We start from the raw sequence: 16,108 nt of genomic DNA, 5'->3' as shown, positions 1-16,108 counted from the left end.
GCAGTTTATTTTATCAAGTCTTCAATGGGAAAGACATTGAAAAAGAAAAAGTAACGATCTCGCTTGAAGATGCCGAAACGAAAGAAGTATTTAGCGAAATTATTTATCCTGATGCATTAGAGGAAATGGGAGAAGAGTCGGAATAAAAGTAGCACAGCTGTAGCAGGCTGTGCTATTTTTTATCTAAAAACAAAGGTTGGTTTATAGAAATACAAATAAATGTAAATAAAACTGTTCGGTCTCTAGCCTTTGGGAATTTTATCTTAAGTAAATAACAGATTACTACTGCTCAATTCAAGAAAGCTGTTCATGTTTTATTTTTCTAAATGTATTCGCTATAAATTGGACATGTTCATCCGTATGTGTTGCCATTAGCGTACAGCGGAGTCGGCTCGTATTTTCAGGGACAGTTGGTGGACGGATAGCAGGAATAAAAATACCATTTTCATTTAACATGTTTTGAAAATGCACCGCATGTTTGGCACATCCAATGATAACAGGGATTATTGGACTAATTCCGTTTAAAGCTGTATACCCTAATTGGTTTAACGCTTTTCGCAACACCATTCCAATTTTTAATAAACGCTGTTGTCGTTCCGGTTCTGATTGAATGATATGAATACTCATAAGTGCCGCCGCTACAGAAGCGGGAGCGAGTGCAGTTTGGAAAATAAACGATCGCGAAGTTTGAATTAGTAATGCAATCGTCTCATTATTCGCACAAACAAACCCTCCCTCACTTCCGAGCGCCTTGCTTAATGTTCCTATTGTCACATCTACATTTGCTTGAAAATAATCCGCACTCCCACGACCGAGTGTTCCAATGACACCAGTCGCATGAGCGTCATCGACAATTAGTAATGCTCCATGTCTTTCTTTTAAAAAATTTAATGTATCTAGTGGCGCTAAGTCACCATCCATGCTAAAGATACCATCTGTTACGATTATCTTTTTAGCATGATTTCGATGTTCGGCTAATTTTTTTTCTAAATCTTTCATATCTGTATGTTTGTAAATGATTATCCTTGCTTTACTTAAGCGACAAGCGTCAATAATACTAGCATGATTTAATTCATCACTAAAAATAATCGTTTCCGAATCACTTAAAGCGTTTATTACACCTAAATTAGCTAAAAATCCGCTAGAATATAAAAGACATGCTTCTGTTTGTTTAAAGCGAGCTAGTTCTTGTTCTAATTGTCCGTGGATCGGTAAGTTTCCGGTTGTTAAACGTGAACCACCACTTCCTGTTCCGTAACGCTCCACCGCTTCTTGAGCACTTGCAATAACCCGTGCATCAGTAGCAAGTCCTAAATAATTATTAGAAGCGGCTAAAATCTTCCGTTCACCGTTAATCAATGTTTCAGGTGTGTTTTTATCCGTAATCACTAAATTTCTGTATAAAGGTGATTGCTGTTTTCGTTTTGATTCCTGCCTAATCCAATTGTTCATTCCTTTACCCCTATAAGTACTGGTGTTTTTTCTAAAAAGTGAATGTATTGATCAAGCTGAATATTAGTTGAATCAATGATAAACACACGTCCACCCCGAGGTGAATATTTCTCCTTCATATTTGGAACTCGAATGAACGTGTTTTGATAAGAAAGATAGCCAGTCGTATATTCAGGATCATCAGAACAACAAATTTCACAAATAGTTCCAGCTGCAGCAACTTTAGAAGATAAAGCAATTGCTTCTGCACGTCTTTCATTATAAAAGATATCGTTTTTGATTTGCCATCTATCTTTAAATTGATTATCCCAATCAACATGTGACACACGTATACCCCGATTAATGGAAGGATCCAACCGTTTCCCATTGTTGATGTCTACAATGATGGCTCCTCTAGTCATCTCGTCATGGATCACCCAATCATATAAAGAAAAAAGTAGCTCTTGCTGAATCGGTAAGGTTGCTAATTGTTCGCTAATTACTTTCTTCGCTGTATGGGGATGTGAATTAGTCACTTCCTTCACTCGTAAAGGTGAAATATAGTGGATTTCATTTGGCTGAACGGTTTCAATCTTTAATGAAATAAAATCTGCTTTACCACGTGTATGATTAGAGGCACGATGAATCATTTCAAGAGCCGTCGTCTCTATCTCTGTTTGTTTGACAAGTCGCTCTGCTCCAGAAATATGCTGACCTCCGTTTTCGTGAGAACCTCCTTTGCTTGAACGCATTCGTATACTATACCATTTTTTCATGTTGTTTCATTCCTTTTCGTTGATAGACTTTTTGCATGACTCTCATGATTGGATAACTCATTATTGCTGTAAAAATCATCCCTGGAATAGCTGCGATAATGAGAGAAAGTGCAGGTACCTGTAAAGTTAGAGCAAGTACAAATCTAGCTGCTAATGTTCCAATTGGTCCTGCAACTATTAGAACAGGTAATCGAGTCCTAAATATGGCGACAATTCCCCCACCAACAATGCGGAAAATCATGGCGATTTCAATGTTGAGCAATGTATGTATGCCAAGCATAAATAAAATACTACTAGCTATAATACCGGCAATAATATAGCGTTTAAAACCAAATACCGCACAAATGGCAATAGCAATCGGTGCAGACATTTGAAATTCACTCCCCGGAATGCCTGTTGGTATTTTAAATGCCCCACTAATAATGATAAAGGATGCAAGTAAACTGATTTCAACGATTGTATATACTTTTTTATTCAATGAAACGATCTCCTTTAAAATTTATTTCATTACAAGCATTGGTTGTAACGCATGATGTAGCCGCTTTAACAATGTGAAGGCAAAAACACATACTACTATATCTAACGGCAAATATGCTCCCATCCAAGACCAGGCAACGAGGTAACTAAATCCTTCAGGTGCATCCGCCCACCATTGTAGCGCGGCAAACATATAGTTTGTCCCAATCACATAATTAACTAAAATAGCAAGTACGCCTGCAAACAGGTAAGTCTTACGGTTATTTCCCCATCTTTCAATACATGTACCAACAAGGAAACTGACGAAAATAAATGAAATGATAAAGCCAAAAGTTGGACTAAAGATGGAGCCTACTCCTCCTTTAAATTGAGCGAATACAGGAGCACCGATGAGACCGATAAATAAATAAGCGAACATACTAAAAGCTCCAAGTCTACTTCCTAATACGCCCCCAGCTAAAATAGCGAATAGTAATTGTAAAGTGATTGGTACTCCACCAATCGTAAGAAATGAAGAAACATTTGCCCCTACCCCCATCAATGCAGCAAACAAGGAGCAAAGAATCAATGGTTTCGTTTTCAAATCAATTTTCCCCCTTGAATTATTTTCTTGTGACTAATCATAATATATGTTAACCTTAAAGTAAAATGGTTAACAATGAGAAAGAAGGGGACGAATGTTAAGTTATTTTGTCACAGGTACAGGGACTAATGTTGGAAAAACCGTTGTAACAACACTACTTACTGATTTTTTAAGTGACCAGCATACACAACTTTTTCCTTATAAGCCGATTCAAACAGGGGCAAATATTGTAGATGGAAAGTTACTTGCTCCTGATCCAGAAATGTATAAGCACGTATTTAAAGACTCGGAATTTGATCGCCATTGTACATATGTATTACAAATGCCGAGTTCCCCGCATTTAGCAGCGGAAAAGGAAAATGTCACTTTTCATTTGGGGAAAATCCACCAGCATATAACAGAAATTGAAAAAAGGTATGACGGTATCGTTGTAGAAGGAGCGGGTGGACTTTATGTTCCAATGACAAAAACAGGTTATTGTATGATTGATTTCATGAAAGAGTTGATGTATCCCGTCATTTTGGTAGGAGAAGCAGGACTAGGAACGATTAATCATACCGTTTTATCAATCAAGGTCATCCAAGCAAAACAGATTCCAATTGCCGGTATCATCTTAAATGGGATGGGAAGGGAGGACGAGACACTAGAAAATGACAATATTAAAATGATCGAGCAGTTAACGAATGTACCAGTTGTCGGCACGGTTCCTTTTGTACACAATCTAGAACAGCGATTGAAGAAAAAAGAAGAACGAGCAATCTTAACGAAAAATTGGGATAAAAATATAACCAAAAATTAAGGAGGATTCGAATGGATCAGCAACAATTATTACATATTAGTAAACAACATATGTGGTTACCATTTACACAAATGAGTGATTATGAGAAAGATCCACTTATTATCGAGAGTGGGGAAGGAGTGCATTTAAAAGATATCGAAGGAAATGAATATTTGGATGCTTATTCTTCACTTTGGTTGAATGTACACGGGCACCGAAAAAAAGAAATAGACGAAGCGATTAAAAAGCAATTGGATAAAATTTCCCACTCTACATTGTTAGGGGCAGCAAATGTCCCGTCTATTTTACTTGCTAAAAAAATCATCGATCTGGCTCCCGAACGATTAACACGAGTCTTTTATTCGGATAGTGGTGCAACATCGGTTGAAATTTCTATTAAAATGGCCTATCAATATTGGCAAAATGTAGGACAACCACATAAAAAGAAATTTGTCACTTTACGTAATGGATATCATGGCGATACAGTTGGAACGATGAGTGTTGGATCAATTGATATTTATCATCGTGTCTACAATTCCCTCTTATTTGATTCAATCGTCGTTCCTTATCCAAATGTGTATCATCATCCTTCTGATGATGAAAAAGTCGTTTGTGAACAATCGCTTACTGAATTGGGAGAAATTTTTAAAAATCATCATGATGAAATTGCCGGGATGACAGTCGAGTCGATTATGCAAGGAGCAGGCGGGATGAACGTCATGCCAAATGGATATTTAAAAGGGGTCGAACAATTATGTCGCAAATACAATATTTTACTTATTGTCGATGAAGTTGCGACTGGATTCGGTCGGACAGGGAAAATGTTTGCAGTCGAACATGAAAATGTCCAACCAGACATGATGACACTTGCAAAAGGAATTTCAGGCGGTTATTTACCAATCGCTGCAACACTTACAAGTGAAGAAATTTATCAAGCGTTTTATGCAGACTTTAAAGAAGGAAAAACCTTTTATCACGGACATTCTTATACAGGCAACCAATTAGGCTGTGCAGCTGCTTTAGCAAATTTAGAAATTTTTGAAAAGGAAAATCTTGTGAAGCAAGCTGAGGAGAAATCTGAGTGGCTTGCCAATCAATTACAAGAAATTGCTAAATTGGAGCATGTAGGAGATGTTAGGAAGTTAGGCTTAATGTGTGGAATTGAACTTGTAAAAAATAAGGAGACGAAGGAAGCATTTCCATGGGAGGAGCGAGTCGGTTATCAAGCGACATTAAAAATGCGTGAACTAGGGATGTTAACCCGCCCGCTTGGAGATGTTATCGTCTTTATGCCACCACTGTCAGCAACATACGAAGAGTTAGCTGAAATGTTAACGATATTAAGGAAGGGAATAGAGCAAGTGACGGAAGATGTGGGGGAGAAAGTGAATGTATAGGCAATGCTGATGTTGATTCTAGCGTAGCCATTGCAGCCGATGTGGAAATAAAAGTGAAGCGGGCTAACGGGATGGTTAGCCTGTTTTGTTTTTTTGTGTTTATCTTGGCGTAAAACTTGATCAAGAAAATCATACACGTATAGTAGGATGAACTTTTTAGCTGAAAGTAATGGTGTTCATAGTTTGTGGTAGGAATTGAAGTCAGAATCACGAGATAGATAAAATTAAAAGAAAATAGTTGATTAGCAATAGTAAAAAAGAAATGAGGTAATTTAGTCTGACATATGATGTCCAAAAGAGAACATAAAGAAATGTTAGCAGAAATGAAAGAAGAGTTAGTAGACATGATAGCTGAAATTGCAGAAGATGAAGAATTCGCCTCCATTCACGATATTACATACAATGATGACTTTACGAAGATACATATGGTTGTCGATCAGGAAATGTTTGAAAATAGTTTTGATGGATTTGTCACAACTCTCCTTAGGAGTGATCAGTTTATTTTATCAAGTCTTCAATGGGAAAGACATTGAAAAAGAAAAAGTAACGATCTCGCTTGAAGATGCCGAAACGAAAGAAGTATTTAGCGAAATTATTTATCCTGATGCATTAGAGGAAATGGGAGAAGAGTCGGAATAAAAAGGGATTTTTGGGGATGAAATACCCCAAAAAAAGTGATCGAATCAACATTAGCAAAGGAAACACTAAAGCAAGAGTAGATGAAATAGTCACTGTGATATTGAAGTAGAATATATACATGGAGTAAAAAAAATTGACAAAAAATCCTTTATCCTGATGTTATAATAATTAAACATAAAATGATTTCAACTTAGGAAAAATATTGAAATAAAATGGAGTTTTAAAATTCATTTAAAATAGCACGGTTGTGGACCGTGCTATTTTTTGGGATCTTTTGAAAGTTTAAAGAACACTACTTTTAAGTTAAAGAGAAAACTCCCTTTACGTAAACGGATGTCCAATTAAAGGGAATTCTCATTAATATTCAACAACGATAGGTTTTCGCGTTTTAGCAGATTCAAGTAAAGTTTGAACAACGATAGTTGTATGATAGGCGTCTTCCACTGTTACGTAGAAATCCTCCCCTGAAACAAGTTGATCAATAAAGTGCCGAATACTTTCGTAAGCGAATCCTTTATACTTACCATGAACGGAATGTCGAACGAGATAATCCGGTTGTTCATATGAATGTTCCGTAAATTTTTCTATCACACGGCTATTTGTTGGATCGACATTGAGCATTCCCTTACTACCAGTAATATTCAATTTTATATCATTAATATTCGGATGTGAATTTGGCGTAATCCAAGCATTCTCTAGTGTGGCAATCCCACCTTTTTTAAATTCTAATATGGACTGAAAAACATCATCTGTGTTGACACCTTCCGCATTTAATACGCCTTTTCGTGATACAGAATAAACTCTCTCCACTTCATCGTTGAAAAGCCAACGAAGTAAATCTACAGCATGATAACCTAAAAACCATAAAATAGAAGACTTTTCTGCCCAAGGTAACAAGTCGGTTGCTACATATTTAATATCGTTTAGTCGTAAATATGCATGTTGTACTTCTCCAATTTCGTCAGCTTTAATTGCTTCCTTTGTCAAAGCAAAAAGAGGGCTCCATCTACTATGTAAATCTACCATTAAGCGAACATTATTCTCTTTCACTGCTTGAACAATATGTTTAGCTTCTGCACCATTAGTAGTTAATGGTTTTTCTAATATAATATGCTTTTTTGCCTTAATACAATCCATTGCAAGATGATAATGAGCAAAATCTGGTGTGACTATTGCAACGGCATCTAATGCCGCATGTTGTAACATATCCTCATGATTTGTATAAACGCATGCTTGTGGTAAACATACAGACTTCGCTAAAGATAGCGCTTTTTCTTCTTGTAAGTCACAAATGGCAGTCAGTTCAGTATTTAGATCTTCCTTAAATATTCTTGCATGTGTTTCTCCCCAAGTACCAGCACCAATAATTCCAATTTTGATTTTTTTCATCTTAGTCACCATATATTATAATTTACTTTGAATGAAAGAGTTATAGTCAACGGGTTCTTTCATTCTCAAAGACTCGTATGTTGCTAATGCTACTGCTGTTGAGTTAAAGCCATCTTCACCAGTTATTGGGACTTGTTCATTGTGTACGATTGCGTGGACAAAAGCATTTACTAAGTATTGATCAATATTATCTCCCCAAAATTCCCATGTTGCTTTTTTTGTTTCTTTGCTGTACAATTCATTGCTTTGACCGAGCACATCAACAAAAATCGATCCTTTCGTACCTGTAATTTGTAACGTTAAGTCAAAACTTCTTGGAAAAGATTCGTGCAACGACCAGCTCGTATCAATGACACCAATCGTACCATTGTTGAATGTAACATGTACGATACCAGCATCTTCAACATCAATATCGTTAAATTTCGTACTCGCTTCTGTATAAACATCTTTCACTTCCGAGTTAGTTAACCAAAACATTAAATCCATCACGTGAACGGTATGGTCCATTAAAGCTCCGCCACCTGATTTCAGCGGATCGATAAACCAGCTACCAGGATTCACCCCACGGTTTGTTCCTTTAATTGCTAAAACTTCGCCTAAGCCACCACGATCAATCATCTTTTTTACTTCTTGAATAGGTTTTGAAAATCGTGACGGAAACGCAGTCATTAACTGAACATTATTTTCTTTGCAAGTCTTAATCATTGCTCGCATTTCTGGAATAGACAATCCTAACGGTTTTTCACATAAAATATGTTTTTTCGCTTCCGCAGCTTCCATGACAATTTTTGCATGATTTACATACTCTGAACAAATAATGACTGCATCACAATCTGTTTGTAATAACTCTTCATAATTTGCGTAATACGGAAGTGCATATGCATCTAGATGCTTTTGAAGACGTTCTTTATCGTGATGAGCAAGACCGATTATTTCAACATTTGGATGATTGATTAAAAAAGAAAGATAACTATCTGGATGACCTGCATGAGCAAAACTAATCATGCCAACTTTTATTTTTTTCATACTCTTTACCTCCAATATTACGTAACATCTTTTATCAATACTGGTTTACTACTATTGATTGACTTAAGTGCAGCTAAGGATAATTTCGCCGCTTCATAAGCGTCAGAAGTAGTAACAATCGGTTCTTCATTATCTTTCAAACAAGTTATGAAATGACTCAATTGTAAGTAATATGGGTCATTGTATAACGGATTGATTGTTTTAATATCTTTATCATGTAAGCTAACTTTTACTGGGTCTTTGCCGTTCCTTAAATGTAAAACACCTTTATCTCCATACACTTCACAGCTGTATTCAAGAGAGCCAGGTCTTCCCCAAAGTCCTTCCAAGTTTGCGATAGCATCATTCTCAAAGAGTAATGTAACTAATGCATAATCCAAATTGTCTGCTCGTTTATTCATAGCAAAAACAGATTTTACTTCTCCATTTAAATAACGCATAAAATCTAAATCATGGATCATTAAATCAAGAATCACCCCACCGCTCTTCTTGTAATCGTTATACCATTTATGGTGAATGCCAGGATGGTCATTTGCTCTTCGTGTATGCATGACCCCAATGTTTCCAACTTTCCCCGTGTCTACATCCGTTTTTAACTGATGATACTCTGGAAAAAAGCGCAAAACATGTCCAATAAACAGTTTTACTTTTTTTTCCTCACAAACGGAGATCATTTCACGTGCATCTTCTAAATTTAATGCAATAGGCTTCTCACATATTATGTGAACACCGAGTTCTGCAGCTTTTAACACATATTGCTTATGTAAGTGAGTTGGTAAACAAACACTTACTATATCTGGTTTCTGTTCCATCATTAATTTGTCAAATGATGTATAAATCGGACTATCAAAGGAAGTGACACTTTGTGGATTATGACTCGTTGTATAAATTCCTACTAACTCAACATTCTTTATTTGTTTCAATGCTTCTGCATGAGTTTTTCCCATAAATCCACTACCAAGTACAGCAACTTTCATTTATATTCCTCCTAATACAAGTAAATTAAACGATGGAGTAGAAGTCTATTTTACCCCACCAAATGTCAGACCTCTAATCATATATTTTTGAACGAGCATGGCGAAAATTAATACTGGAATAACAGTAATGACACCAACGGCAGACATCTCTCCCCAAGCTACGCCAGAAATAGAAAGAAATAATGTAACTGTCGTTGGGAGGGTGATTGCATCAGAGCTCGTTAAAAATAAAGCAAATACAAATTCATTCCAAGAGTTAATAATACAAAAAATTCCTGTCGCTATTAAACCAGGTATTGCTAGTGGAAGTACGATTTTGATAAATACTTGGAAGCGGGAACAGCCATCAATAAACGCTGCCTCTTCAATTTCTTCAGGTATTTCTTCAAAAAATCCGCGCATCATCCAAATGGTAAATGGAATGTTAAAAAGCATATAACAGATTATGAGCACGATATGTGTATCAAGTACTTTTAATAAATGTGCCATAACGAAAAATGGAATAACCGTTGCTAAAGGAGGTAACATTCTTAAACTTAGAATCCAAAATGCAGTATCTTCCCGCTTTTTAAAATTAAATCTAGCAAAACCATATGCAGCCATTCCACCAATTAAGATCGAAAAGAAGGTAGTAATCACGACAACGATAAAGCTATTTTTAATATAGTCTAAAATGTTTCGATAGAAAAAAGCATCTTGATAATTTTCAAGTGTAGGCGTGAAAAACCAAACACTAGGATCCAAAATCAGAACTCCTGACTTTAAACTAACGATCAACATCCAAAAAAGAGGAAAAGCACATAGAGCGCAAACTAAAATGATAAGTAATCGGAATAAGTTGTTGATCATAATTGATTTAATATTAACTAAGCTCATTCTGTATCTTGCACACCCTTTCTAAGCATTCTTATCAGAATCAAGCTGATGACCGTTGTAATAATAAGTAAAATAACCGAAGTTGCCGAAGCCCTTCCAATCCAACCAGTTTGCGCAAATCCAAGTCGATAAATATGTAAACTTAAAAATTCAGTTGCGTTTCCAGGTCCACCTTGTGTTAAGGAGAACGGAATATCAAATGTACGTAACGAATCAATTAATCTAAAAATAATTGCCAGTAAAATAATTGGCTTTAATAATGGTAATGTAATATGTCTAAACAGTTGAAATTTCGATGCGCCGTCCATCACAGCAGCTTCATATGGATCTTCCGGTAATGATTTTAAACCAGCATAAATAATTAATGCGACAAAAGGTGTGTTTTGCCAAATATCTACTAACATCGTCGATAAAAAAGCATTTTCCGTTGAAAGCCAAATAACTTTTAGACCAGTCAGGGAAGAAAGCAGGTAATTGATTACTCCATATTCTGCATTCAACATTAACTTCCAAATTTGTCCAGTAATACTAGGTGTCATTGCAATTGGAATAATCAAACATGCAAAAACTAAAAACTTAAATCGCATCGGACGATCAAGTAATTTGGCTAAAAAGAATCCTAATACTAACTGTATGGACGTGACAATAACACTAAAAAAGACACTGATTCTTAATGAGTGCCAAAACTCATCACTTTCGAGTAATAATCTAGTATAATTATCGAACCAGACAAAATTAAAAGATGGAGAGCCTAATTCGTAATCTGTCATACTAATAAAATATAAGAAAATAGTCGGTATTAATGTAAGGATCCCCAATAATATTATTGCTGGCATAATATAAATGAAATGAGGATTTTTATTTAAGTAATTTCGTATCATAAAATTCCCCTTTGCTATTCAATAATAGGGCCAAAAAGTCTGGCCCTTTATGGATTAATCTATCCCAATATCTTCAATTTCTTTTTGTGCTTTTATAGAAGCTTCTTCCACTGAAATTTCATCACTTAATGCCATGCTGCCATAATAACCAACACGGTCTAATATTTGTCCTAAATTAGGACTAGGCGGTACCCATGAAATACCTCTCTCTACTAAAGCGTTTGCATCTTCAAGCGCTTCCAAAATAATAGGATTTAATTTTTCTCCATCTCCGGCAGCCTCAAATTGAGATGTACGTACAGGTACACCACCATTCGCCATATATAATTCACTCATCGCTTCACTATTCATATAGACAATAAAAGCCCAGGCAGCTTCTTTCTTTTTAGATGTTTCAGGAATTGCCATACTCCAACCAGCTAATGCACTTGCACGTCCAGCAGGTCCCTCGGGAGTTGGAACAAAGGCAACATTATCCGCAATGGATGACTTTTCTGGATCAAGAATTTGTGGTGCAATTGCCGTTGCATCTAGCCACATGGCAGATTTACCGGACATAAATGCTGATAACGCTTCTTCGTGCGTGTAGGAAGCAACATCAGGTGGAGCTAGTTTCAACATATCAACATAGAACTGAAGAGCTTCCACTGTTTTTGGATCATCCATTAAAATTTCACCAGTTTCTTGATCGAAGAACCCATCACTAAAGTTATAAAGTACACTCATTAACCCTGATGCAAAATGGATACCTCTTTGTGCACGCATGGATACACCGTATAAATCATCTTCTTTCCCATTAAAAAACTCCGCTAACTCTTTAAATTCAGCCATCGTTTTCGGTGGCTCTTTATCATATTTCTCAAATAAATCTGTACGATATCCGATAAATCGTGTTTCTCCAGCAGTCGGGATACCATACGTTTTACCATCAAACTTCGTAAATCCATTTCGATAAGCAGGAACGATATCTTCATAATTGAACCATTCTGGAGTTAATGATTCATCCTCTAAATAACTATCTAGTGGTTCGATCACTTTTTTAGTAACATATTCATCACCCCAGAAGTTATCGACCATTAACACATCATACGTACCAGTTTTAGAAGTAAAGTCCATTAGTTGCTTATTTTTTAAATATGTTTGTTCCATAACTTCCCATCGAACTTTAATTCCAGTTAACTTTTCAAAATCCTTTGTCATCTGTTGAAAAGAATCTGTTGATGGGTGAGAAGCAAAGGCTAAATTAATTTCTTCTCCACTAAATTGTTCATTTATTTCTTTTCCCCATGCTGCTAAATCACTATTTTCACTAGAATTTTGTGAATCAGCTGATTTCTTCCCTTCAGAATCAGCTTCCTCATTACTTCCACCACATGCAGCGAGTAACAATATAAAAGCGAACAATAGAAGTAAAGGAAATTTAAAAACGATCTTTCTCATACAACCCCTCCCTAAATAATGAATAAAAACAACTAAAAAGATGAAGCCCCCTTTTTAATATTCTGATTATTCGATTCATAAATAATCATACTTAGAAAGGGAGCTTTTGAACATGTCGAATAAAATTATTTGTTGTCCTACAAAAATTAACTTATTTGACACCTCACTTTTTCACGATATTGAAGTGGAGATACCCCGTACGTCCTTTTAAAAAACTTTGAAAAATACGGATAATCATTGAATCCACAAGCAAAGCAAATATCGATAATTTTAGTTTCTTTATCAGACTCTAGCCTTTCTCGGGCCATTTCTAAACGATATTCACTAATATATTGGGTTATTGGGACATTCATCGTCTCTCTAAAAATTTTGCTTAAATAAGAGTTTGATATATTTGATTGCTCAGCTAGTCGCTTAATATTTAACCCTTGATCGGCAAAGTTATGGTGAATTTCGCTAACTACTTGTTGAATAATAATTGAACTTCTAGGAATTCTATTTTGTTGAATATGGTTTAACTGTTTTAAAAGATATTCGTAATAATCAGCGAATAAATCATCTATAGAAAAAGCGTTATTCGAAGGTGTTTCAACATCTGTCTTATGATTATAGTAAGTGATCATTTTCGTTTTAAATAAAAAGTGAAAATAACCCATTAGTTTTTTAATTTTAATAAAAGATAGTTGATGATGAAAACAATAAGCTTTCCATTGATCCAATATTTGTTTCATCTCCAGCTTATTTTCCGCCAACAATTCTTTTATTATATGAGAGACAATCTTATTGATTTCAGCCATCCATTTACTATTAATATCATCTGACCATCTTGAAGAATGTTTTAATAATACTTTCATCATCGTGTCGTTTATACTTTCTTGGGAAATAGGTTTTAAGATATAATCAAGAACTCCATACTTTACAGCAGCTTGTGCATATTGGAAATCTGCATATCCAGTTAAAATAACTAGCTCAATATCGGAATGTATAGAAGATAATCGTTTTGAAAGTTCTAAACCATCCATTACAGGCATGCGAATATCGGTAATAACGATATCAGGAAGTTGATTTTTGATACAACGGAGCGCTTCCTTTCCATTTTTTGCTTCTGAAAGACTCGTAATTGGAAATCCACTCTTTTCAAGTAATGTCTGTACTCCTTGACGTATGACAACTTCATCATCAACGATTAATAGTTTCATGCTCATTCCCCTTTTTAGGTAGTGTGATTTGGATAAGTAAGCCTCCAGACATCGATTCTTTTAACCTTACACCGTGAGAAGATCCAAAACTTAACAGAATACGTGAATGGACATTTAAAATCCCGATTCCATGATGGAAACTCTTTTTGTTTTTGTCCTTATCGATCGTTGCATCAACATTTGCAGATAAGTTGTTTAATGATTCATTTAAAGCATCTAATTTATCTTTGTCCATTCCTTCTCCATTATCTTCAATACATACAGAATACTGAAGCTCATTGATATCTTCTGTATAAATATTTAGGTAATAATCTCGCTCACCGGAAAAAGCGTGTTGAAATGCATTTTCAATCAATGGCTGCAACGATAATTTAATAATCGAATAAGAATAAAAAGGTTCTGGAATATTAATACTAATTTCAATTTCGGGATATCTTTCATTTAAAATATGCAAATACGTTTCTACATGGGTTACTTCTTCTTGTAAAGATACGATAATTTGATTTTTTTCAATCGAATAACGGAAGAAATCGGCTAAAGCTTGACTCATATTACTAATGCTCGGAACATGATGAACAATCGCATGACAATTAATCGTTTCTAATGTGTTGTACAAAAAATGTGGATTAATTTGATTTTGCATTGCTAAAATAGTAGATTCTTTTTGTTTTAATTCCATTTTTAGCTTATCCATTTTGATAACAAACACTTGATCAATCAGATTTTTTACATTCGCAATCATTTTATTAAAACCTTTACCTAAAATCCCAATCTCATCTTTGTAACGGTTGGGAAAGCGGACATCAAAATTACCATTTTCCACTTGTTTCAGTAGTCGTAACATCTCTTTGATAGGTCGACTTAATGTTAAAGACAAAATTAATGAGAACAAGAAAGTAACGACTAGGATAAGTGGCACCATCATAAGATTAATAGACTGAACTTGGTTCACCTTATCTGTAATGGCGAGTTTATTGATAAACACATGAATATTAAACTCTGACTTCTCTAAAGTAGATGTCGTTTCTAGCCAGTCTGAATTGTTGATAAGATGATCGGTTGAATGTGTAGCGTACACTTCATTTCCGTTACCATCTCTAATTTCAATCATTAAATCATCATTTGCAAGCTCACGAAATAAGTCACTAAAAATCTTTGAATTAATCCGAATGACAAAAATACCAAACTCCGACCCTTTACTATACTTTCCAATCGTAAGCCAAACAGTCTTTTGTGAACGATCTTGATAAAATAAATGTTGATCCGTCGGCACGGTCCAAGTAGGGAGGTCAACGTTGTTTCTGTAATGCTTGTACCATTCATGTTCAACATAAATGATATTAGGGATTCGATGTAAGTTATTATTATGAATAAAGATAGGATCTTTACTTTGCTCATCTTCTTTATAATAGAATACGGACTCTAATTCATCCGTAAATCGCAGTTGAAATGTTTCTAAATCATTCATAAACTTTTCAACATCAGCAGGATTGGTTTGATTATTCGTATTAATATGAATGATATCGCTTTCATAATAAGTGATAAAATAGTCCATATCATTAATAATTCTTGATAATAAATTATCCAGGTTAACTGCCGACTGATTGATCGATTGTTGAACACGTTCCATCTCGTTATTTATTAATATATGTTTAAAATACTGATGATTGATTATCGCAATCGTCACTATACCGATAAAAGAAGAGATGAATATGGAAATAAATATTTTTGTGAAAAATGTTCGATTCATGATAAAGTAAAAAAAATTCTGCAGTAGACTCATAGGGTGACCTCCTTTCAAAGGTGTTATTAAAGCTTCAAGTGTAATTATTATTATACATAAAAAAGTGTAGTGTGGTTAGGTGAAGCAAAGGTTGTGCACAAAGAGAAGCTTTACTAGCGTTAAAGTAACTTTTATCAAGATTAATAGACAATGTAACTTAACATTTGACTCATATTGATGGAATCATGTAAGAGGCATTGAGAGTAAAATGATAGTGATAAAGGTGAATTTTGTCCAGACGAATAGTGTTTTTTTATTCTCGTTGTTTAAAGGGGAAACCAACCTCCTCTTAAAAGAATAAAATTAATATTATGTAAACATTGAAAATTTTGTCGAAACAAAATTTTCAGATAATATTGACTATTCCTTTGGGAAGTGTTATTATTTTGAAAACCACAACAAGAAAGAGGAAACAACATAAATATGTGTGGAACTTTGATGAGTTCCAAAATATTT

General features: G+C 35.0%; 15 protein-coding genes. 3 read left to right on the top strand and 12 right to left on the bottom strand.

The genetic code is table 11. The features are described 5' to 3' along the window. Window positions 1-294: 294 nt before the first annotated feature. Genes bioF through DFR56_RS04090 form a run of 4 tightly spaced genes read right to left on the bottom strand, consistent with a single transcriptional unit; the run spans window position 295 to window position 3,267 of the window. A complete protein-coding gene (bioF, locus tag DFR56_RS04105) occupies window positions 295-1,452 on the bottom strand; it encodes an 8-amino-7-oxononanoate synthase (RefSeq protein ID WP_110394157.1) in 1,158 nt (385 codons plus the stop codon). After that, window positions 1,449-2,207, bottom strand: a complete 759-nt coding sequence (locus DFR56_RS04100) for a 6-carboxyhexanoate--CoA ligase (RefSeq protein WP_110394156.1) — start codon at window positions 2,205-2,207, stop codon at window positions 1,449-1,451. Before DFR56_RS04100 ends, bioF begins: the two co-directional genes overlap by 4 nt. After that, complete coding sequence (locus DFR56_RS04095; protein ID WP_211320606.1) at window positions 2,191-2,685, bottom strand: hypothetical protein; 495 nt, start codon at window positions 2,683-2,685, stop codon at window positions 2,191-2,193. Before DFR56_RS04095 ends, DFR56_RS04100 begins: the two co-directional genes overlap by 17 nt. A 21-nt stretch (window positions 2,686-2,706) precedes the next feature. Beyond that, window positions 2,707-3,267, bottom strand: coding sequence for a biotin transporter BioY (locus DFR56_RS04090; RefSeq protein ID WP_244916424.1), 561 nt, complete (start codon window positions 3,265-3,267; stop codon window positions 2,707-2,709). Window positions 3,268-3,361: 94 nt separating this feature from the next. On the opposite strand from DFR56_RS04090, the gene bioD reads away from it, so the two are divergent. From bioD to DFR56_RS04075, 3 genes are all read left to right on the top strand, one after another. After that, a complete protein-coding gene (gene bioD, locus DFR56_RS04085; protein ID WP_110394155.1) occupies window positions 3,362-4,066 on the top strand; it encodes a dethiobiotin synthase in 705 nt (234 codons plus the stop codon). 11 nt (window positions 4,067-4,077) lie between these two features. Continuing rightward, window positions 4,078-5,442: an adenosylmethionine--8-amino-7-oxononanoate transaminase gene (bioA, locus tag DFR56_RS04080; protein WP_110394154.1), complete on the top strand. Its 1,365-nt coding sequence runs from the start codon at window positions 4,078-4,080 to the stop codon at window positions 5,440-5,442. A gap of 311 nt (window positions 5,443-5,753) precedes the next feature. Next, window positions 5,754-5,975, top strand: a complete 222-nt coding sequence (locus DFR56_RS04075) for a hypothetical protein (RefSeq protein WP_110394153.1) — start codon at window positions 5,754-5,756, stop codon at window positions 5,973-5,975. A gap of 463 nt (window positions 5,976-6,438) precedes the next feature. Here DFR56_RS04075 and DFR56_RS04070 read toward each other — a convergent pair whose 3' ends face one another. The 8 genes from DFR56_RS04070 to DFR56_RS04035 form a co-directional block, all read right to left on the bottom strand. After that, window positions 6,439-7,470: a Gfo/Idh/MocA family protein gene (locus DFR56_RS04070; protein ID WP_110394152.1), complete on the bottom strand. Its 1,032-nt coding sequence runs from the start codon at window positions 7,468-7,470 to the stop codon at window positions 6,439-6,441. Between the two features lie 15 nt (window positions 7,471-7,485). Further along, window positions 7,486-8,496, bottom strand: a complete 1,011-nt coding sequence (locus DFR56_RS04065) for a Gfo/Idh/MocA family protein (protein WP_110394151.1) — start codon at window positions 8,494-8,496, stop codon at window positions 7,486-7,488. A gap of 17 nt (window positions 8,497-8,513) precedes the next feature. Then, the gene (locus DFR56_RS04060; protein WP_110394150.1) at window positions 8,514-9,473 is read right to left on the bottom strand and encodes a Gfo/Idh/MocA family protein; all 960 of its coding nucleotides are present in this window, start codon (window positions 9,471-9,473) and stop codon (window positions 8,514-8,516) included. Between the two features lie 45 nt (window positions 9,474-9,518). Next, complete coding sequence (locus DFR56_RS04055; protein ID WP_207518877.1) at window positions 9,519-10,217, bottom strand: carbohydrate ABC transporter permease; 699 nt, start codon at window positions 10,215-10,217, stop codon at window positions 9,519-9,521. A gap of 128 nt (window positions 10,218-10,345) precedes the next feature. Continuing rightward, entirely contained in the window at window positions 10,346-11,230 is an 885-nt protein-coding gene (locus DFR56_RS04050; protein WP_110394148.1) for a carbohydrate ABC transporter permease, read from the bottom strand. Between the two features lie 54 nt (window positions 11,231-11,284). After that, the gene (locus tag DFR56_RS04045; protein ID WP_110394147.1) at window positions 11,285-12,670 is read right to left on the bottom strand and encodes an ABC transporter substrate-binding protein; all 1,386 of its coding nucleotides are present in this window, start codon (window positions 12,668-12,670) and stop codon (window positions 11,285-11,287) included. Window positions 12,671-12,816: 146 nt separating this feature from the next. Next, window positions 12,817-13,869 carry a response regulator transcription factor gene (locus tag DFR56_RS04040; RefSeq protein ID WP_158525496.1) on the bottom strand — a complete coding sequence of 351 codons (1,053 nt, stop codon included), beginning with the start codon at window positions 13,867-13,869 and terminating at the stop codon, window positions 12,817-12,819. Further along, window positions 13,850-15,652 (bottom strand): sensor histidine kinase, encoded by a 1,803-nt coding sequence (locus DFR56_RS04035; protein WP_110394145.1) that lies wholly within the window; start codon window positions 15,650-15,652, stop codon window positions 13,850-13,852. Before DFR56_RS04035 ends, DFR56_RS04040 begins: the two co-directional genes overlap by 20 nt. Window positions 15,653-16,108: the final 456 nt, after the last annotated feature.

Source organism: Pseudogracilibacillus auburnensis (assembly GCF_003201975.1).
Lineage (GTDB): Bacteria > Bacillota > Bacilli > Bacillales > Amphibacillaceae > Pseudogracilibacillus > Pseudogracilibacillus auburnensis.
Note: the sequence above shows the minus strand (reverse complement) of the source record. Positions and strands in the feature narration are given on the sequence as shown.

Excerpts from the sequence above, each read along its gene's own strand:
- DFR56_RS04035 (WP_110394145.1), bottom strand. The coding sequence starts at position 15,652 with ATGAGTCTACTGCAGAATTTTTTTTACTTTATCATGAATCGAACATTT.
- DFR56_RS04100 (WP_110394156.1), bottom strand. The coding sequence starts at position 2,207 with ATGAAAAAATGGTATAGTATACGAATGCGTTCAAGCAAAGGAGGTTCT.
- DFR56_RS04045 (WP_110394147.1), bottom strand. The coding sequence starts at position 12,670 with ATGAGAAAGATCGTTTTTAAATTTCCTTTACTTCTATTGTTCGCTTTT.
- DFR56_RS04050 (WP_110394148.1), bottom strand. The coding sequence starts at position 11,230 with ATGATACGAAATTACTTAAATAAAAATCCTCATTTCATTTATATTATG.
- DFR56_RS04040 (WP_158525496.1), bottom strand. The coding sequence starts at position 13,869 with ATGAAACTATTAATCGTTGATGATGAAGTTGTCATACGTCAAGGAGTA.
- DFR56_RS04060 (WP_110394150.1), bottom strand. The coding sequence starts at position 9,473 with ATGAAAGTTGCTGTACTTGGTAGTGGATTTATGGGAAAAACTCATGCA.
- DFR56_RS04065 (WP_110394151.1), bottom strand. The coding sequence starts at position 8,496 with ATGAAAAAAATAAAAGTTGGCATGATTAGTTTTGCTCATGCAGGTCAT.
- bioA (WP_110394154.1), top strand. The coding sequence starts at position 4,078 with ATGGATCAGCAACAATTATTACATATTAGTAAACAACATATGTGGTTA.
- DFR56_RS04075 (WP_110394153.1), top strand. The coding sequence starts at position 5,754 with ATGTTAGCAGAAATGAAAGAAGAGTTAGTAGACATGATAGCTGAAATT.
- bioF (WP_110394157.1), bottom strand. The coding sequence starts at position 1,452 with ATGAACAATTGGATTAGGCAGGAATCAAAACGAAAACAGCAATCACCT.
- bioD (WP_110394155.1), top strand. The coding sequence starts at position 3,362 with ATGTTAAGTTATTTTGTCACAGGTACAGGGACTAATGTTGGAAAAACC.
- DFR56_RS04070 (WP_110394152.1), bottom strand. The coding sequence starts at position 7,470 with ATGAAAAAAATCAAAATTGGAATTATTGGTGCTGGTACTTGGGGAGAA.